We start from the raw sequence: 17,085 nt of genomic DNA on the forward strand, positions 1-17,085 counted from the left end.
CGATCGGGCTTTGCGTCGCGGCCGAGGGCTGGTCGGGCGATGCGCTGGCGCCGGCGCTGCCGGGCGCGGCCAGCGAGGCATTGATCGGCTGCAGGTCGCCTTCGCTCAGCGTGCCGTTGGCCTGGCGCAGCTTGAGGTTGCCCAGCAGCACGTTGTAGCGCGCGGCCGCCAGGTCGCGGCGCGTCTGGAACAGCTGGCTCTGCGAATTGAGCACGTCGATGTTGATGCGCACGCCCACCTGGTAGCCCAGGCGGTTGGCATCCAGTGCGCTCTGGCTCGAGGCTTCGGCCGCTTCCAGCGCCTTCACCTGGCCGGCGCCCGCCACCAGGCCCAGGTAGGCCGAGCGGGTGGCCTGCGTCACGTTGCGGCGCGTGGCTTCGAGCACGGAGCGCGACTGGTCTTCGAGTGCCAGCGTTTCCTTCACGCGGTTCTCGGTGGCGAAGCCGGCGAACAGCGGCATGTTGAACACCACGCCGATGCTGGCCGCATTCACGCGGATGCCCTGCAGCGAGGTGCTGGTGCTGGTGCCGTTGGGGTTGTTGGTGACGTTGTAGCCCAGCTGCGCGTCCAGCGTGGGCTTGTGGCCGGCGCGCGCCTTGTCCACTTCGAGGTGCGCCACCTCGAGGTTGCGCTGCGCCTGGATGATGGACGGATGCCCGTCCTCGGCCTGGCGCACCCATTGCTCCACGTTGGTGGGCGGGGGCGGCAGCACCACGGGCGCCGCCAGCGGCGTCGGGTTGGCATTCACGCGGCCCACCAGCTGGTCGAGCGCGATCTTCTTGATCTGCAGGTCGTTCAGGGCGGAGATTTCCTGCGCCACCACCAGGTCGTAGCGGGCCTGGGCCTCGCGCGTGTCGGTGATGGTGGCGGTGCCTACTTCGAAGTTGCGCTTGGCGAAGGCCAGTTGCTCTTCGGTGGCGGCCTTCTGCGCACGCACCAGCGCCAGCGAGTCCTGGCTGGCCAGCACGTCGAAGTAGGCCTGGCTGGCGCGCACGATCAGGTCCTGGTCGGCCAGCGTGAGCTGCGCCTGGGCAATGTCGAGCTGCCGCTTGCTTTGCTCGTAGGTGGCCCAGTTGGCGGGGCGGTACAGGGGCTGCGTGGCGTTGATGCCGGCGCTTTCCTGCGGAATGGTGCGGTTGGTGCTGCCGACGTTTTCCAGCCGCAGCTCCTGCTCGGTGCGCGAGGCGCTGGCCGACAGGCCCACCGAGGGCAGCAGGCCCGCCTTGGCCTGCTCGGCGCGGGCAATGCTCGCGTCGTAGGCGGAGCGGGCGCTCTGGTAGGTGGCGTCGTAGGCGCGGGCTGCTTCGTAGAGTTCGATCAGGCTTTGGGCATGTACGGGCGGTGCGGAGGCGGCAAAGATTGCGGTCAACGCGCAGCTGATGGGTGCAAGCCGAAGCCTGTGCATGAAGGGTCCTTGAAGCAGTGGAATGAATCAGTAGCGCGGCACCGACGGGTCGAACTGCCGGGCCCAGGCATCGATGCCGCCGGCCACGTTGGCCAGGTCTTCGAAGCCGTGCTGGCTGAGGTAGGCCGCCACATGCTGGCTGCGCGCGCCGTGATGGCACAGGCACGCGACGCGGTCGTAGGGCTGGAGTTCGGCCATGCGCGAGGGAATCTCGTTCATCGGGATCGCCAGCAGCGTGAAGCCGCGCGGCGTCACGCTGGCGGTCTGCACCTCCCAGGGCTCGCGCACGTCCAGCAGCAGCGCCTTGGCGCTGGCGTCGCGCGCGAACCAGGCGGCGAGTTCGGCGGGCAGGACTTGTTCGATCATGCTGGGGGCTTCAGAAGTTGAAGCGCGAGGGCTCGGGGAAGTTCAGCAGGCGCGGTGCGACCGTGTCCCAGGGCTGCACCGTGTCCCACTGGCCTTCGCTCGTGCGGGTGATGAAATGGGCGCGCATGACGGGTTCGTCGCCGACGATGGCCGCCAGGCGGCCGCCGATATTGAGCGAGCCCAGCAGGTTCTGCGGCACGCGGGCGACCGAGCCGCTGAGCACGATCACATCGAAGGTCGGGCCGCTGGGCAGCGGCTTGGCGCCGTCGGCCACGCGGACTTCCACGTTGTGCACGCCGTTGGTGCGCAGGTTCTGCTCGGCCGTGGCGGCCAGGCGCGGATCGATCTCGAGCGTGAGCACCTGGGCCGCACGGTGGGCGAGCAGGGCGGCCATGAAGCCGGAGCCGGTGCCGATCTCCAGCACGGATTCGTGCTTCTGGATCTTCAGGTCCTGCAGCATGCGGGCTTCGACCTTGGGCGAGAGCATCACCTGGCCGGGCTCGTTGCCCAGCGGAATCTCCATGTCGAAGAAGGCGAGGCTGCGGTGCGCGGCCGGCACGTAGTCTTCGCGCCGGATGCTGCCCAGCAGCTCGAGGATGTCGAAATCGAGCACGTCCCAGGGGCGGATCTGTTGCTCGATCATGTTGAAGCGCAGGCGCTCCAGGTCAGTCGTGGTGTTCATGATGAATGCTTCCTTCCAGAAGGCGTGACTCAAGGCAAACCTTCAATTTTAGGCAAGGTGGCGGCGTCTTCCCGCGGTGCCCCGGAAAAGCGCCTTTTGGCCCAGCTGGCCAGGTCGTCCATGTAGCAGTAGACGACCGGCACCACCACCAGCGTGAGCAGCGAGGAGGTGATCACGCCGCCGATGACCGCCTGGCCCATGGGCGCGCGCTGCTCGGCGCCTTCGCTCAGCGCGAAGGCCAGCGGCACCATGCCGAAGATCATGGCCAGCGTGGTCATCAGGATGGGGCGCAGGCGCACGCGGGCGGCCATCAGCAGGGCCTCTTCGCGGCCCATGGGGTGCTCGCCTTCGCGCGCCCGGATCGCGAAGTCCACCAGCAGGATCGCGTTCTTGGTCACCAGGCCCATGAGCATCACCACGCCGATGATGGAGAACATCGACAGCGTGGAGCCGAAGCCCATCAGCGCCAGCACCACGCCGATGAGCGTGAGGGGCAGGGCGGTCATCAGCGCCAGCGGCTGCAGGACGCTCTTGAACTGGCTGGCCAGGATCATGTAGATGAAGATCACCGCCATGGCCAGTGCCGAGACCGCATAGCCGAAGGACTCCTGCATGTTCTTGGTCGAGCCGCTGAACTGGTAGCCGTAGCCGGGCGGGAAGGCGATGCCGTCCAGCACCTTGCGGATGTCGCCCGACACCTCGCCGGCCGAGCGCCGGTCCACGTTGGCGTTGATGGCGACCTCGCGCGCCAGCGAACGGCGGTTGATCTGGTTCGGCCCGGTGGATTCGCGCACCTCGGCCACCTGCGACAGGCGCACGAAGCGGCTGGAGCCGTCGGCGTTGGCACCCATGGTGGTGCTCAGGAAGGGCAGGCGCGCCAGGTCGGCGGGTGCGTTGCGCACTTCGGGCGCCAGGCGCACGTTCACGTCGTAGGTCTGGTCGTCGGGCGCGCGCCAGTTGCCCACGGTGGTGCCGGCCACCAGCGTGCGCAGCGCGCTGGCCACCGGCGCCACGCCCAGGCCCAGGTCGGAGGCGGCGTCGCGGCGCATCACGACGCTCACCGTGGGCTTGTCGGCCTTGAGGCTGGAGTCCAGGTCCACCAGGCCCGGGATGCCGCGGATCTTCCCGGTCACTTCGCGGGTGAGGCGTTCCAGTTCCTTCAGGTCGGGCCCCTGCAGCGAGAACTCGATGGGCTTGTTGCCGCCCACGGCGTCGCGCAGGCCCACGTGCGTGACGGTGATGCCGGGCACCGAGCGCAGCTTGTCGCGCAGCACCACCGACATCTGGTCCACGCTGCGGCTGCGCTGCTTGCGGTCCACCAGGCGAACGTACACGCTCGCGTAGATCTTGCCCTGCGCATCGCCGCTGTTGATGGTCGCGAGCGTGTAGCGCACCTCGGGCATGTCGTGCAGGATGGCGTCCACCTGCCGGGCCCGCGCCTCCGTCACTTCGAGCGACGAGCCCACCGGCGTGTAGAAGTTGATGGCCGTCTCCGAATAGTCGGCCTTGGGCACGAACTCGGTGCCCAAGAGCGGCACCATGAAGATGCTGCCCACGAAGATGCTCACCGAAGCCAGCAGCGTCGCCAGCTTGTGCGCGAGCGACCAGCGAAGGATGGCCTGGTAAGCCTCGGCCATCTTCTCGGTGGCCGCGTCGAACCAGCCGGTCACTCGGCCGATGGTCCTGTCGTAGAAGCCCTGCGGCGGTCCCTTGGGCTGGCCGTGCCGGTCGATGGCCGGGTCGTGCCAGATGCTGGACATCATCGGGTCCAGCGTGAAGCTCACGAACATGGAGATGAGCACCGCCGCCACGATGGTGATGCCGAACTCGTGGAAGAACTTGCCGATGATTCCGCCCATGAAGCCGATGGGCAAAAACACCGCCACGATCGACAGCGTGGTGGCCAGCACCGCCAGGCCGATTTCCTGCGTGCCTTCCAGCGACGCCCGGTAGGGGCTCTTGCCCATCTGCACGTGGCGCACGATGTTCTCGCGCACCACGATCGCATCGTCGATGAGCAGGCCCACGCACAGCGACAGCGCCATCAGCGTCACCATATTGATCGTGAAGCCGAACATCTGCATGAACCAGAAGGTGCCGATCAGCGCAATGGGCAGCGTGAGGCCAGTGATGACGGTGGAGCGCCACGAGTTCAGGAACAGGAACACGATCAGCACCGTGAGCGCTGCGCCCTCGATCAGCGTCTGGCGCACGTTCTGCACCGCCACGCGGATGGGCCGCGAGGCGTCGCCGATGGGCTCGAGCTTCACGCCGGGCGGCAGCTGCGCCTGCATGTCCTTCAGCGCGCCGTTCAGGCCGTCGACCACGGCGATGGTGTTCTCGTCCTGCGCCTTCTGCACCGACAGCAGCAGCGTGCGCTGGCCGTTGTAGAGCGCCAGGCTGTCGATCTCCTGCGCGCCGTCGTTCACGCGGGCCACCTGGTCGATGCGGATGGGCGCGCCGCCCCGCCTGGCGACGATGATCTTGCCGAAGTCTTCAGGGCGCTCCATGCGCGCGTCGATCTGCACCACGCGCTCCTGCGTGAGCGAACGCACGGCCCCCACCGGCAGCGCCTGGTTCTCGTTGCGAACCGCGGCCACCACCTGGTCGGCGCTGATGCCGAAGGCTTCCATGGCCTGCGGATCGAGGTAGATGTTGATCTCGCGCTTGGTGCCGCCCACCAGCGTGACCGATCCCACGCCGCGCACGTTCTCCAGGCGCTTCTTCAGCACCTGGTCGGCCCAGTTGGTGAGTTCCACCGCGCTGGGCTGGCGCGCGTTCTTGTCCTCGGCCAGGGGCGTGGGCAGCACCGCCACCGACCACACCGGGCGCGAGGCCGGGTCGAAGCGCAGCACGCGCGGGTCCTTCACCTCGTCGCGGAAGAGCGGGCGCACCGAAGCCACCTTCTCGCGCACGTCGTCGGCTGCCTTGCGGCCGTCCACGTAGAGCTGGAACTCGATGATGACCACCGACTGTCCCTCGTAGCTGCGCGAGGTGAGGGCGTTGATGCCGGCGATGGAGTTGACGCCTTCCTCCACCTTCTTGGTGACTTCGCTCTCGACGATCTCGGGCGAGGCGCCCGGATAGTCGGTGATGACCACCACCACCGGGAAGTCGATGTTGGGGAACTGGTCGACCTGCAGCCGCTGGTACGAGAACAGCCCCAGCACCACCAGGGCGAGCATGACCATGGTCGCGAAGACCGGGTTCTTCAGGCTGACGCGGGTGAACCACATGGCGTGTGCGGTGCCGCGTCAGGGTGCGGTGCGCGGCGTGGCTGGCGCCGTGGCGCCGCCGGCCGAGGCCAGCTGCACGGCCGTGCCTTCGCGCATCGGGCCGATGGTGCCGGAGAGCACGCTGGCGCCTTCCTCCAGGCCGCTGACCGTGACGTAGGTCTGGCCGTCCACCTGGCCGCGCCAGCCGGTGGTCACCGTGCGGTGGCGCACCCGGCCGTCAATCACCAGCTGCACATAGGGCTGCGGCTTGTCGACGCGCACGGCGGACAGCGGCAGGGCCATTTCCTTGCCACGCCCCAGCACCAGGCTGCCCTGGGCAAACAGGCCCTGACGGAAGCCCTCGGCGCGGTCCAGCGCGAGGTAGACCAGCACGCTGCGGCTGCCGGCCTGTGCGCTCGGGTTGATGCGCGCCACGGTGGCCTCGACCTGGCGCTCGCTCTTTCCGGCCGCGCCGGGTGCGCTGCTGCTTTCCACCTGCAGGCTGGCCCGCTGGCCCACGCGCACTGCCACCGAATCGGCGGCCGAGATGGCGGCCTCGAGCTCGATGCGGCGCAGGTCCACCACTTCGAGCAGCTTGCCGTCCACCGCCACCCGCTCGCCGGGCTGGACCAGCCGGGCGGCCACGTGCCCGTCGATGGGGCTGCGCACCACCGTGTCGGTGAGCGCCTTGCGTGCCACCTCCACGCCGGCCAGGGCCGCGCGGTGCGTGGCGCGCGCCGCGTTGAGGTTGGACAGCGACGTATCGAGCGCCGTGCGCGAGATAAAACCCTGTTCCACCAGCGCCTTGTTGTTGTCGTAGTTGCGCTGCATCACTTCGGCCTGGGCGGCGGCGGAATCCGCCTGCTCCTGGGCCTGGCGCACGCGCGATTCGTATTCGATCGAGTCGATGCGGGCGATGACCTGCCCGGCCTTGACCGCATCGCCCTCGCGCACCGTGAGGCCGCGCAGCTCGCCGGCCACCTTGGCCTTGACCACCGCCGATTCCACCGCGCGCAGGGTGCCGGAGATGGGCAGGGTCTGCGTCATGTCGATGCGGCCCACGCGCAGCACGTCGGCCGCCAGCAGCGTGACCACGGCTTCCGCCACGGGCTGGCTGGCCTGCACGGCCTGTGCCTTGCGCACCTTCACCGCGCGCAGGGCGCCGCCTGCGACCAGCGCGATCGCCAGTGCGGCGACCGTCCATGGAACCCAGCGCTTCATGACTTGCCCCGCTTGGCCACCAGGCCGTTCAGCAGTGTCTCGGTCTGGAGCTCCAGATATTTTTCGGGGTCGAAGCCGTCTTCGACGCAGGCGGAGTATTGCCAGATCATGAGAAAGACCATCGGGGCCAGGACGGTGTAGATGGCGAGGTTCACATCCACCGGTGCGAATTCGCCGCGGTCGATGCCGCGGCGCAGGATCTTGCGCAGCAGCTCGTGCGCCGGCTCGACGAATTCCTTTTGGTAGAAGGCGGCCAGGTCCGGGAAGTTGCGGCCCTCGCTGAGCATCAGCTTGGTGATGCCCGCCACCTTGGTCGAACCCACGCTTTCCCACCAGATGCGCATGCAAAAGCGAAGCATGTCGGGGGTGCTGCCCTCGAAGGACTCGAACTGCTCGTTCCACTGCGCGAAGCGGCCCACGAGGTTCTCGCTGATCACCGCCTTGAGCAGCTCTTCCTTGCTCGGAAAATAGAGGAACAGCGTGCCCTTGGAGACGCCGGCGCGCGCGGCCACTTCTTCCGAGCGGGTGGCGGCAAAGCCTTTTTCGACGAAGAGGTCGAGCGCGGCCTGCACCAGTTCGCCGGGGCGCGCCTCCTTGCGCCGTTCGCGCTTGGGCGCGCGGGCGTTGCGGAGCTTTTCGCTGAAGAAGCCGGAGGAGGGCATGATATTAATGACTCGCTGGTTATTAATGTAGTCAGGGGCATGTGGAGCGTCAAGCCGTGACAATCGCTACCCCAGCGCATTCGCAACACTTCCCGGAACCCGAACCCATGCACCCGTCAGCCGGCAGACCGCCTCCGCCCATTGTTCTGCGAGGCGGCGGCCCCAGGCGGACCGGCAACCGGGCGGAAACCACGTGCTGCTGAATCCTTCGGTCGCCGGTGCGCTGCTGCCGGTGGTCCTGCTGATCGGGGCGGGCTTTCTTGCCGGCCGGCGCGGGTGGATCCAGCCCGGCTCGGTCAAGGACCTGTCGAACCTCATTTTCCTGCTGCTCGCGCCGGCGCTGCTCTTTCGCGCCATGAGCACGGTGGATGTGTCGCAGCTGCGCTTCAAGGCCGTGTCGGCCTACTTCATCGGCTCGGGCCTGCTGTTCGCGCTGACCATGGTGCTGCGCGGCTTCAACCGGCAGGCGGCGGTGCTGGCCCTGGCCAACACCTACAGCAACACCGTGATGATCGGCATTCCGCTCATCGGCCTGGCCTACGGTGCGGACGGCATGGTGGTGCTGCTCACCCTGATCTCGCTGCATTCGGTGGTGCTGCTCACCAGCGCCACCGTGGTGCTGGAACTGGCCGTGGCCCACGAGCAGGCGCGCAGCAGCGGCGCGCCGCGCCATGCCATGGCCAGGACGGTGCTCAAGGCCGTGCGCAACGCCATCATCCATCCGGTGCCCATTCCGATCATCGCGGGCCTGCTGTTCGCGCAGACGGGCCTGGCCATGCCCGAGTGGGTGGACAAGCCCCTGGCGCTCCTGGGCCAGGCCTTCGGCCCGGTGGCCCTGGTGATGGTGGGCATCACGCTGGCCAACACGCCCATCGGCGCGCATTGGCGCGGCGCCGCGGTCCAGTCGGTGGTCAAGAACTTCCTGCATCCGATGGTGGTGGCCGGCATCGGCTGGCTGCTGGGCGTGCACGGCCTGCCGCTGGCGGTGATGGTGGTGGCGGCATCGCTGCCCATGGGCGCCAATGTGTTCCTGTTTTCGCAGCGCTACCGGACGTCGGAAGAGCTGGTGACGGCCAGCGTGGCCGTGTCGACCGTGCTGGGCCTGGTCACGGTGACGCTGGTGATGGCGCTGGTCACGCACCTTTACTAGCTGTCTCGGTTGGATGGCAGGAGCCTGTCGCAGGCGGGTGCTACAAAGGCGCTCCCTTTCCCAACGCACAGGCAGGTGATGCGATGAGCCAACTCTCCAGCAGCAGCGTGTCGGCGCGGCGGCGGGCCTTCAGGGCCCTGCATGCCGCCGGCTGCTTCATCATCCCCAACCCCTGGGACGTGGGCAGTGCCCGCTACCTGCAGGGCCTGGGCTTCAAGGCGCTGGCCACCACCAGTTCCGGCTATGCCTGGTCGCGCGGCAGGCCCGACGGCGGCGCCTCGCGCGAGGAGGTGCTCGAGCATCTTCGGGACATGGCCGCTGCCACCGATCTGCCCGTCAACGCCGACTTCGAAAGCGGCTATTCACCCGACGCGCAAGGCGTGCACGAAAGCGTGCGCCTGGCCGTCGAAACCGGCGTGGCCGGCATTTCCATCGAAGACGCGAGCGGCGACGCAGCGCAGCCGATCCGGCCGCTGGAAGATTCGCTGGCGCGCCTGAAGGCGGCGCGCCGCGCCATCGACGAGGCCGGCGGCGAGGTGCTGCTGGTGGGACGGGCCGAGAACTTTCTCTACGGCATCGACGACCTGGCCGGCACGATCGAGCGCCTGAAGGCCTATGCCGACGCCGGCGCCGATTGCCTGTACGCCCCGGGCATCCGCACGCCGGAGCAGATTTCGGCCGTGGTGGCCGCGGTCGCGCCCAAACCCGTCAACCTGCTGGTGGGGTCGAGCAGCCCGCTGACCTTGAACGACATTGCCGCACTGGGCGTGCGGCGCGTCAGCGTGGGCGGTGCGCTGGCCCGCTCGGCATGGGGTGGCTTCGTGCAGGCGGCGCGCACGCTGTCCGAGCAAGGGCGCTTCGACGGATTTGCGCAGGCCGCCTCGGGCCAGATGCTCAACGACTTCTTCCGCAGCGGCCAGCTGCCTTGACGCGAGGCTAAGGCGCCAGGCGTTCCCGCACCCACTGTGCGCCGTCGAGCCGGTAGCGCAGCCGGTCGTGCAGCCGGCTCTTGCGGCCCTGCCAGAACTCCCAGGTGCCCGGCACCAGCCGGAAGCCGCCCCAATGCGGCGGGCGCGGCGGCGACAGCAAATGCCTGGCGGCAGCCGCGGCGGCATTCTTCACCAGCACGTCGCGTCCGCTGATGACCTGGCTCTGCGGGCTGGCCCAGGCGCCCAGGCGCGAATCGAGCGGGCGGCTGGCGAAGTAGGCGTCGCTCAGTTCCGGCTCGACCTTCTCCACGCGGCCCTCGATGCGCACCACGCGCTCCAGCTCGACCCAGTGGAACTGCAGGGCGGCAAACGGGTTGCCCGCCAGCTCGCGTCCCTTGCGGCTTTCATAGTTGGTGTACCAGACGATGCCGCGTTCGTCGAAGCCCTTGATGAGCACGATGCGGGTCGACGGCCGCGCATCGGGACCGACCGTGGCCAGCGTCATGGCATTGGGCTCGGGCACCTGCGCCTCGACGGCCTCGTTCATCCAGCGCTCGAACTGGCGCAGCGGATCGGCCTCGCTGCGTGCCTCGTCGAGTTCGGCGCGCTCGTAGCTCTTGCGCAGCGCCGCCAGTTGTTCATTGGAAAGGGTCATGCCGCCATTGTCTTGCAAGGCGCGCGATACTGCCGCCCATGCCCTGCAACACCACAACGTCCAGCGCCCCCACGGTGATCGTGCTGGCCTCCGGCCGCGGCGAGCGCTTCGTGGCATCCGGCGGCAGCGGCTCCAAGCTCAAGGCCCTGCTGCTGAACAAGCCGGTGCTTGACCACACGCTGGAAGCGGTGCGCGCCAGCGGCTTGCCCTGGCATCTGGAGGACGCGGGTCACGCGGGCATGGGCGATTCGATTGCTGCTGGCGTGCGCTCAACGCCGAACGACGTGGGCTGGCTCATCCTGCCGGCCGATCTGCCTCTCATCCAGTCATCCACCTTGGTTCAGGTGGCGCAGGCGCTGCGAGGCGGCGCGGCAGCGGCGCAGCCCGTGCATCAGGGACAGAAAGGGCACCCCGTGGGTTTCGGCCAGGCGAGCGGGCCGGCGCTGGCTGCGCTGTCAGGCGCGCAAGGCGCGGCGCCCGTGCTGCGCGCGCTGCGCGAGGCGGGCCGCGTGGTCGACGTGCCGGTGGAGGATGCCGGCATCCTCACCGACATCGACACCCTGGCCGACCTGGCCCGCGCGCAGGCGCTGCTGCTGAACCAGCTGAGCTCTTAGTTCAGCTCTTGGTGATCACCGCGCAGGCGATGCGCGGTCCGGAGTTGCCGGCCGGCTGGCTGGTGAAGTCGTCGCGGTCGCGGTGCACCACCAGGGCGCGGCCGATCACGTTGTTGGGCGCGCCCGGCGTGAGGGAGATCGCGTGGTCGTCGACGCTGAAGCGCGCCACGCCGCTGGCGTCGGCCACCAGGCTGGGCAGCTCGCCCGCATGGCTGCCCGCGGCGCCGTACTTGCCGTGCGTGCCGCCGGACGGATTGAAGTGGCCGCCCGAGGCATTGCCGTTGTCGCCGCAGTCGCCCTTTTCGTGAATGTGAAAGCCGTGCTCGGTGTTGGGCGGCAGGCCGCGCACTTCACCAGCCACGCGCACGCCGTGGTCGAGCGGGGTGAAGCTCACATTGCCCACCGTGGCATTGGGCGAGACGGCCTGGGTCGGCACCAGGCTGGCCGTGGCGCCGGGCCGGCCCGGGCCCATCGGCATGCCGCCGCAGGCGCCCACAAGGGCGGCGCATGCGAGAACGAGGGACAGGGCTGCGATTCGTTGTTGGTTCATGGGTTCTCCTGTTGGTTGTTGGTGGAGGAGGGGGCTTGCGTGTTCGGGTATAGCCCAGCGGGCTGCCTGGGGCAATCAGCGGCCTCCGACAGTTCGGCCTCTGCCAGCCGCAGCAGGCGCATGAGGGCGGCATCGTGGATGCCGTGGCGCTGCAGCTCTTCCAGCGTCTGGCGGGCGTATTCGAGCGAGGTGCCGTAGCGGCCGCAGGCGTGGGCGAAGATCTCCCGGTAGCGTGCCTCGCTCAACTCGCCCGTGAAGTTGGGGCTGCGGCGCGACAGCGTGAAGGCCAGCGCGCGCACGCGGCCGTGCGGCGTGACGCAGTCGAGCCAGCGCGGGTCGTACACGCCGGTGGGCATTTCGCGCAGCCACAAGCGGCCCAGCGTTTCCAGGCCCTGGGCCGCGGGAATGCGAAACACCATGCCCCGGCAGCTGCCGCCCGAGAGCAGGCCGAACACGAGGCCCGGGCATTGCGGCGTGCCGCGGTTGATCCGGCTCCACATCTTCAGCGCACGGTGCCAGCCGTGGAGGTGCGCAGGCCGCCGCTCGCTGAAGTCGAATTCAGGGCGCCAGATGAGCGAACCGTAGCCGAATATCCAGAGGTCTTCATGGCCGCCCCATTCCTCGATCGCCCGCTCGAGCATGGGCTGCGGGTCGCGCAGCGGACGGGGCATGGGATCCAGGCCGGGAGGGCCCAGGCCGGTGGGCGGCAAACCGGCGCCTACAATTTCGCGGTTATGGTTCACCGCACCATTATTGACCGGCCCTTTCCCATACTAGGAGTTCGCCCGATGGCATCCAGCAACGAAGACGACAGCCAGACCTATTTCATCCTTGGCCTGGCCATAGGCATCATCTCGCTCATCATCCTGCTGGTCATTGGCGTGGCCTTGCGCGCCACGAGCCTCAAGGGGGGCGAACGCCAGCCGCCTTCGCCCACCACGGTGTCGATGGTGAGCACCACCCCGGTGCCAGGGTCGCCCGGCCAGGCCGTCGTCACGCAGACCACCGCGGTGGTCATTCCCGAAGGTGCCAGCATCCGCGTCGACGGCGACGTGGTGAACTTTTACTTCGCCTATGCCAGTGCCGACATCGCGCCGGGCGCCGCCGAGGCGCTGGCCAAGGTGATCCAGGGCGTGGGCTCGGGCAAGAAGGCCCAGGTTTCCGGGTTTCACGACACCAGCGGCGACCCCGCGATCAACGCCGACCTGGCCAAGCGCCGTGCGGAAACCGTCCGCGACGTCCTGGTCGGCCTCGGAGCGCCGGCCGGGCAGGTGGTGCTGAAGAAGCCCGAGGTCACCACCGGCTCCGGCAACGCCACGCAGGCACGCCGCGTCGAGGTGCGGCTGGTCGACTGACGACGCAGCCTCTTTTTTTCTCGCGCGCGGCCTGATCCGTAGCGCGGCACACGGATAAGCCCGGCACTGCCGGGCTTATTCATATGACCTTGCTACCATGGGCACTCGCGCCGCGGCGCACTCGCGGCATCCAGGGACAAGCGCGACACCCACACCCCCCATGAGCACACACCAGACCCTCCGCGACGTCACCGATCGCATCCGCGAGCGCAGCCGTGCGTCGCGCACCGCCTACCTCCAGCGCGTCGCCCAGATCCGCCAGCGCGAGCGCGGGTCCGACCGCATGGGCTGCGCCAACGTCGCCCACGCAGTGGCCGGCGTGCCCAGCAACGACAAGCTGCGCATCGTGGCCGAACGCGCGCCCAACATCGGCATCGTGACCGCGTACAACGACATGCTGTCGGCGCACGCGCCCTACCAGGGCTACCCCGACATCATCAAGAACGAGGCGCGCAAGCTCGGCGCCACCGCGCAGGTGGCCGGCGGCGTGCCCGCCATGTGCGACGGCGTCACCCAGGGGCAGCCCGGCATGGAGCTGAGCCTGTTCAGCCGCGACGTGATCGCCATGGGTACCGCCGTTGCGCTGACCCACGACATGTTCGACGCGGCGCTGCTCTTGGGCATCTGCGACAAGATCGTGCCGGGCCTCTTGATCGGTGCCTTGCACTTCGGCCACCTGCCCACCGTGTTCGTGCCCGCCGGGCCGATGCCCTCGGGCCTGTCCAACAGCGCCAAGGCCAAGGTGCGCGAGCAGGCGGCGCAGGGCCTGGTGGGCCGACAGGGCCTGCTGGACGCCGAGATGCAGGCCTACCACGACCAGGGCACCTGCACCTTCTACGGCACCGCCAACAGCAACCAGATGCTGCTCGAAGCCATGGGCCTGCATGTGCCCGGCTCGGCCTTCATCCAGCCGCACGACGGCATGCGCGAGCACCTCACCCGCGAGGCGGTGCGAACGGTGCTGGGCCAGGGCGGCGCCAAGCCCCATGCGGTACCGCCGATTGGCGAGATGGTGGACGAGCGCGCCATCGTCAACGCCATGTGCGCGCTGCTGGCCACCGGCGGCTCCACCAACCACCTGATCCACTGGGTGGCGGTGGCGCGCGCCGCCGGCATCCTGATCGACTGGAACGACTTCGCCCAGCTCTCGGAAGTGGTGCCGCTGCTCACGCGCGTGTACCCCAACGGCAGCGCCGACGTGAACGCCTTCCAGCAGGCCGGCGGCCCCGGCTTCGTCATCGGCGAACTGGTGGGCGCCGGCCTCATGCATGGCGACGTGGCCACGGTGCGCGCCGGCGGCATGGCCGAGTTCGCCAATGTGCCGACGCTCGAGGGCGACACGCTGCGCTGGGTGCCGGCCGCCCCGTCCAAGGACGAGGCCGTCGCGCGCCCGGTGGCCAACCCCTTCAGTGCCACCGGCGGGCTCAAGCTGCTGGATGGCAACCTGGGCCGCAGCGTCATCAAGGTGTCGTCCATTCCGGACGACCGCCATGTGGTGGAGGCGCCGGCCCGCGTGTTCGATTCGCAGGCCGCGCTGCAGAAGGCCTTCACCGCCGGCGAGCTCGACCGCGACGTGGTCTGCGTGGTGCGCTGGCAGGGCCCGCAGGCCAATGGCATGCCCGAGCTGCACAAGCTCACGCCGCCGCTGGCGGTGCTGCAGGGCAAGGGCTTCAAGGTGGCGCTGGTCACCGACGGGCGCATGAGCGGCGCTTCGGGCAAGGTGCCTGCCGCCATCCACGTCTCGCCCGAAGGCGCGGCCGGCGGCCCCATTGCCAAGGTGCGCGACGGCGACCTGATCCGCCTGGACGCGAACGCCGGTACCCTGCAGGTGCTGGTGCCGCAGGACGAGTGGGAAGCGCGCGAGAACGCGCAGCTCGCCGACGAACAACGCTTCGCCGATGGCCACGGCCTGGGCCGCGAGCTGTTCGCAGGCATGCGCCGCAACGCGCTGACCGCGGAAGAGGGCGCCTGCACCTGGCTGTAACCCCAGGTGGGCGCCGATCCATTTTTTTCTCCTGATCTGTCTGTGGAGTGCTGAACATGAAAGAGAAGCTCACCGCGCTCGCCGTGATGCGCGATGCCCCCGTCATTCCCGTCATCGTGCTGCACGACGTGGCGCATGCGGTGCCGCTGGCACGCGCGCTGGTGGCCGGCGGCATCCGCATGCTGGAAGTGACGCTGCGCACGCCCCAGGCGCTGCAGTGCATCGAGGCCATCGCCAAGGAAGTGCCCGATGCCGTGGCCGGCGCCGGCACCATCCGCAGCGCCGCCGATGCGCAGGCTGCGGCACTGGCCGGTGCGCGCTTCGGCGTGAGCCCCGGCTACACCCGCGCCGTGGGCAAGGCCTGCCACGACATCGGCCTGCCGCTGCTGCCGGGCGTGGCCACGGGCAGCGAGATCATGATGGCGCAGGAAGACGGCCTGACCGAGCTCAAGTTTTTCCCGGCGCTGCAGGCCGGCGGCGTGGCCATGCTCAAGGCGTGGCAGGGCCCCTTCGGCGACGTCACCTTCTGCCCCACCGGCGGCATCCATGCCGGCAATGCGAACGAGTTCCTCTCGCTGTCGAACGTGGCCTGCGTGGGCGGCTCGTGGATCGTGCCGAACGACGCGGTTCAGGCCGGCGACTGGGCCAAGGTCACCGAGCTGGCACGCGCGGCCAGCCAGCTCGCGCGCTAGTTCCGAAAAGGGAGGACGAGCGATGGCGCAACAGGAAGAGTCCATCGAGCTGAAGGTGCTGGCCTTCGACATCTTCGGCACCGTGGTCGACTGGCACGGCGGCATCCGCGCCGAGGTCGAGCGCATGCTGCCCGGCGTGGACGGCAGCGCCTTCGCCCTGGCCTGGCGTGCCGGCTACCAGCCCGCCATGCGCGCCGTGATGGACCGCCTGGCGGCGGGCGAGGGCGGCTTCACCCTGGTCGATGAACTGCACCTGCACATCCTCGACGAGGTGCTGCGCGACTTCAGCCTGGACGACAAGCTGGACCGCGATGGCCGCCGCGAACTCAACACCGCCTGGCATCGACTGCCGGCCTGGCCCGATGCGGTCGAGGGCCTCACGCGGCTGAAGCGCAAGTACACCATCTGCACCCTGTCCAACGGCAACATCGGCCTGCTCACCGAAATGGCCAAGCGCGCCGGCCTGCCCTGGGACTGCATTCTGTCGGCGGAAGTGTTCAAGGCCTACAAGCCCGATCCGCGCGTGTACCTGGGCGCGGCCGGCGTGTTTGCCGTGCCGCCGGGGCAGGTGATGCTGGTGGCGGCGCACCAGGACGACCTGGCTGCCGCGCGCGGCTGCGGCCTGCGCACCGCCTACATCGAGCGGCCATTGGAGAACGGCGCGGACCGGCCCAAGAACGTGTCGCCCGATCCGGCCAATACCTTCCATGCGCGCGACATCGTCGCGCTGGCGCAGCAGCTGGGCTGCTGAAGGATCACGCGGCCAGGCCCAGCGTGTTCAGCTGCTGGGCCAGGGCCCGCCCTTCGGCATCGCGCAAGGCGGCCTGGAGCAGGGCGCCCAGCGCGGGGCCGGCGTCGGGGCGCCCCTGGAGCGCGCGTGCGGCCCGCATCACCTTGTCGAAGCGGCTGCTGCCGCGGGCGTGCGTATCGCTGTAGCCCTTGACCAGGCGGCGGCAGCGCAGCAGCTCGATGCCCAGCAGCCGGTCCTGCGGCAGCGCGCGCTCCACCTCGCGCAGCCAGGCCTCGAGATGCGCCACTTCGTGCGCATGGCGGCGGTTGCCGCGCCGCCAGCGGCGAAGGCCCGCCACGAAGCGCAGCTGCAGGTGGCCGATAAGCGTGTGCGTCTGGATGCGGCGCCCGCGGTCCATGCGCGGCGCCAGAAAGCCCTTGAGCCGCGGCGATGCGTCCAGCCGGTCCGCCAGGCCGGCGGGCAGCAGGCTCACGATTTCCTCCCAGCGCGGGTGGAAGTACTCCTCGGTGCCCACCACGTCGTCGCCGGCCGCACCGACTTCGCCGCGGATGCGCTCGGCGCGCTCGGCGCGGGTCTTCAAGTCGGCCACGCGGATCACGTCGTCGTAGCTCATGGCGACGGCCACCCAGCGGGCCGCCTCGTGCGCGACGCGCCCGTCGGCAGGGTCGGGGTCCTGCGCGATCACCTTGGCAACGCGGCCCAGGTACTCGCTGCCGTAGGCGAGGTCCTGGTAGTCCACGACGCGGGCCAGCCCTTCGCCGATCCAGTCCCAGGCGGCCTTGGGGAACTCGGCGCGCACGCGGTCCAGCAGCGGCTGCAGCGCGGCGCTGGCGGCCCTCTGCGGCAGCGGCCGC

17 protein-coding genes are annotated in these 17,085 nt (G+C 69.3%); 7 read left to right on the forward strand and 10 right to left on the reverse strand.

Annotated features, from left to right (window positions below; translation table 11 throughout):
- From VSO01S_RS22555 to VSO01S_RS22580, 6 genes are all read right to left on the reverse strand, one after another.
- Window positions 1–1,405 (reverse strand): TolC family outer membrane protein (locus VSO01S_RS22555; protein WP_068645049.1); only part of this gene is annotated, 1,405 nt, incomplete at its 3' end.
- 27 nt (window positions 1,406–1,432) lie between these two features.
- Window positions 1,433–1,771 (reverse strand): rhodanese-like domain-containing protein, encoded by a 339-nt coding sequence (locus VSO01S_RS22560; protein ID WP_068645037.1) that lies wholly within the window; start codon window positions 1,769–1,771, stop codon window positions 1,433–1,435.
- Window positions 1,772–1,781: 10 nt separating this feature from the next.
- Window positions 1,782–2,453 carry a protein-L-isoaspartate O-methyltransferase family protein gene (locus VSO01S_RS22565; RefSeq protein ID WP_068645050.1) on the reverse strand — a complete coding sequence of 224 codons (672 nt, stop codon included), beginning with the start codon at window positions 2,451–2,453 and terminating at the stop codon, window positions 1,782–1,784.
- A gap of 29 nt (window positions 2,454–2,482) precedes the next feature.
- On the reverse strand, window positions 2,483–5,689 hold the full coding sequence (locus VSO01S_RS22570; protein WP_068645038.1) for an efflux RND transporter permease subunit: 3,207 nt from the start codon (window positions 5,687–5,689) through the stop codon (window positions 2,483–2,485).
- An 18-nt stretch (window positions 5,690–5,707) separates the two neighbouring features.
- Window positions 5,708–6,889 (reverse strand): efflux RND transporter periplasmic adaptor subunit, encoded by a 1,182-nt coding sequence (locus VSO01S_RS22575; RefSeq protein ID WP_068645039.1) that lies wholly within the window; start codon window positions 6,887–6,889, stop codon window positions 5,708–5,710.
- Window positions 6,886–7,551, reverse strand: coding sequence for a TetR/AcrR family transcriptional regulator (locus VSO01S_RS22580; protein WP_068645040.1), 666 nt, complete (start codon window positions 7,549–7,551; stop codon window positions 6,886–6,888). The genes VSO01S_RS22575 and VSO01S_RS22580 overlap by 4 nt, the downstream gene beginning before the upstream one ends.
- A 199-nt stretch (window positions 7,552–7,750) precedes the next feature.
- Between VSO01S_RS22580 and VSO01S_RS22585 the strand changes: the two genes are divergently transcribed.
- Window positions 7,751–8,701, forward strand: a complete 951-nt coding sequence (locus VSO01S_RS22585; RefSeq protein WP_068645051.1) for an AEC family transporter — start codon at window positions 7,751–7,753, stop codon at window positions 8,699–8,701.
- A gap of 83 nt (window positions 8,702–8,784) precedes the next feature.
- Window positions 8,785–9,630 (forward strand): isocitrate lyase/PEP mutase family protein, encoded by an 846-nt coding sequence (locus VSO01S_RS22590; protein WP_068645041.1) that lies wholly within the window; start codon window positions 8,785–8,787, stop codon window positions 9,628–9,630.
- Window positions 9,631–9,637: 7 nt separating this feature from the next.
- Here the strand turns inward: VSO01S_RS22590 and pdxH are convergent, their stop codons facing one another.
- The gene (gene pdxH, locus VSO01S_RS22595; protein WP_068645042.1) at window positions 9,638–10,285 is read right to left on the reverse strand and encodes a pyridoxamine 5'-phosphate oxidase; all 648 of its coding nucleotides are present in this window, start codon (window positions 10,283–10,285) and stop codon (window positions 9,638–9,640) included.
- A gap of 38 nt (window positions 10,286–10,323) precedes the next feature.
- Between pdxH and VSO01S_RS22600 the strand changes: the two genes are divergently transcribed.
- Window positions 10,324–10,899 carry a nucleotidyltransferase family protein gene (locus tag VSO01S_RS22600; RefSeq protein ID WP_068645043.1) on the forward strand — a complete coding sequence of 192 codons (576 nt, stop codon included), beginning with the start codon at window positions 10,324–10,326 and terminating at the stop codon, window positions 10,897–10,899.
- Window position 10,900: 1 nt separating this feature from the next.
- Here the strand turns inward: VSO01S_RS22600 and VSO01S_RS22605 are convergent, their stop codons facing one another.
- Together VSO01S_RS22605 and VSO01S_RS22610 are read right to left on the reverse strand one after the other, a co-directional pair.
- Window positions 10,901–11,449 carry a superoxide dismutase family protein gene (locus VSO01S_RS22605; RefSeq protein ID WP_068645044.1) on the reverse strand — a complete coding sequence of 183 codons (549 nt, stop codon included), beginning with the start codon at window positions 11,447–11,449 and terminating at the stop codon, window positions 10,901–10,903.
- Window positions 11,446–12,120, reverse strand: a complete 675-nt coding sequence (locus tag VSO01S_RS22610) for a gamma-glutamylcyclotransferase (RefSeq protein WP_084242046.1) — start codon at window positions 12,118–12,120, stop codon at window positions 11,446–11,448. The genes VSO01S_RS22605 and VSO01S_RS22610 overlap by 4 nt, the downstream gene beginning before the upstream one ends.
- Before the next feature lie 117 nt (window positions 12,121–12,237).
- On the opposite strand from VSO01S_RS22610, the gene VSO01S_RS22615 reads away from it, so the two are divergent.
- The 4 genes from VSO01S_RS22615 (at window position 12,238) to VSO01S_RS22630 (ending at window position 16,231) form a co-directional block, all read left to right on the forward strand.
- Window positions 12,238–12,804 (forward strand): OmpA family protein, encoded by a 567-nt coding sequence (locus VSO01S_RS22615; protein ID WP_068645045.1) that lies wholly within the window; start codon window positions 12,238–12,240, stop codon window positions 12,802–12,804.
- A gap of 160 nt (window positions 12,805–12,964) precedes the next feature.
- Window positions 12,965–14,788, forward strand: a complete 1,824-nt coding sequence (gene edd / locus VSO01S_RS22620; RefSeq protein ID WP_068645046.1) for a phosphogluconate dehydratase — start codon at window positions 12,965–12,967, stop codon at window positions 14,786–14,788.
- A 56-nt stretch (window positions 14,789–14,844) separates the two neighbouring features.
- Window positions 14,845–15,480 (forward strand): bifunctional 4-hydroxy-2-oxoglutarate aldolase/2-dehydro-3-deoxy-phosphogluconate aldolase, encoded by a 636-nt coding sequence (eda, locus tag VSO01S_RS22625; protein WP_068645047.1) that lies wholly within the window; start codon window positions 14,845–14,847, stop codon window positions 15,478–15,480.
- 22 nt (window positions 15,481–15,502) lie between these two features.
- Entirely contained in the window at window positions 15,503–16,231 is a 729-nt protein-coding gene (locus VSO01S_RS22630; protein ID WP_068645048.1) for a haloacid dehalogenase type II, read from the forward strand.
- Between the two features lie 4 nt (window positions 16,232–16,235).
- On the opposite strand, the gene VSO01S_RS27610 is transcribed toward VSO01S_RS22630, so the two are convergent.
- Window positions 16,236–17,085: DUF6537 domain-containing protein (locus VSO01S_RS27610; protein WP_373282924.1), on the reverse strand; the 850-nt coding region annotated here is incomplete at its 5' end.

Source organism: Variovorax soli NBRC 106424 (assembly GCF_001591385.1).
Lineage (GTDB): Bacteria > Pseudomonadota > Gammaproteobacteria > Burkholderiales > Burkholderiaceae_C > Variovorax > Variovorax soli.

Excerpts from the sequence above, each read along its gene's own strand:
- VSO01S_RS22560 (WP_068645037.1), bottom strand. The coding sequence starts at position 1,771 with ATGATCGAACAAGTCCTGCCCGCCGAACTCGCCGCCTGGTTCGCGCGC.
- VSO01S_RS22615 (WP_068645045.1), top strand. The coding sequence starts at position 12,238 with ATGGCATCCAGCAACGAAGACGACAGCCAGACCTATTTCATCCTTGGC.
- VSO01S_RS22590 (WP_068645041.1), top strand. The coding sequence starts at position 8,785 with ATGAGCCAACTCTCCAGCAGCAGCGTGTCGGCGCGGCGGCGGGCCTTC.
- VSO01S_RS22610 (WP_084242046.1), bottom strand. The coding sequence starts at position 12,120 with ATGCCCCGTCCGCTGCGCGACCCGCAGCCCATGCTCGAGCGGGCGATC.
- VSO01S_RS22570 (WP_068645038.1), bottom strand. The coding sequence starts at position 5,689 with ATGTGGTTCACCCGCGTCAGCCTGAAGAACCCGGTCTTCGCGACCATG.
- VSO01S_RS22565 (WP_068645050.1), bottom strand. The coding sequence starts at position 2,453 with ATGAACACCACGACTGACCTGGAGCGCCTGCGCTTCAACATGATCGAG.
- pdxH (WP_068645042.1), bottom strand. The coding sequence starts at position 10,285 with ATGACCCTTTCCAATGAACAACTGGCGGCGCTGCGCAAGAGCTACGAG.
- VSO01S_RS22605 (WP_068645044.1), bottom strand. The coding sequence starts at position 11,449 with ATGAACCAACAACGAATCGCAGCCCTGTCCCTCGTTCTCGCATGCGCC.
- VSO01S_RS22600 (WP_068645043.1), top strand. The coding sequence starts at position 10,324 with ATGCCCTGCAACACCACAACGTCCAGCGCCCCCACGGTGATCGTGCTG.
- VSO01S_RS22580 (WP_068645040.1), bottom strand. The coding sequence starts at position 7,551 with ATGCCCTCCTCCGGCTTCTTCAGCGAAAAGCTCCGCAACGCCCGCGCG.
- VSO01S_RS22575 (WP_068645039.1), bottom strand. The coding sequence starts at position 6,889 with ATGAAGCGCTGGGTTCCATGGACGGTCGCCGCACTGGCGATCGCGCTG.
- edd (WP_068645046.1), top strand. The coding sequence starts at position 12,965 with ATGAGCACACACCAGACCCTCCGCGACGTCACCGATCGCATCCGCGAG.
- VSO01S_RS22630 (WP_068645048.1), top strand. The coding sequence starts at position 15,503 with ATGGCGCAACAGGAAGAGTCCATCGAGCTGAAGGTGCTGGCCTTCGAC.
- eda (WP_068645047.1), top strand. The coding sequence starts at position 14,845 with ATGAAAGAGAAGCTCACCGCGCTCGCCGTGATGCGCGATGCCCCCGTC.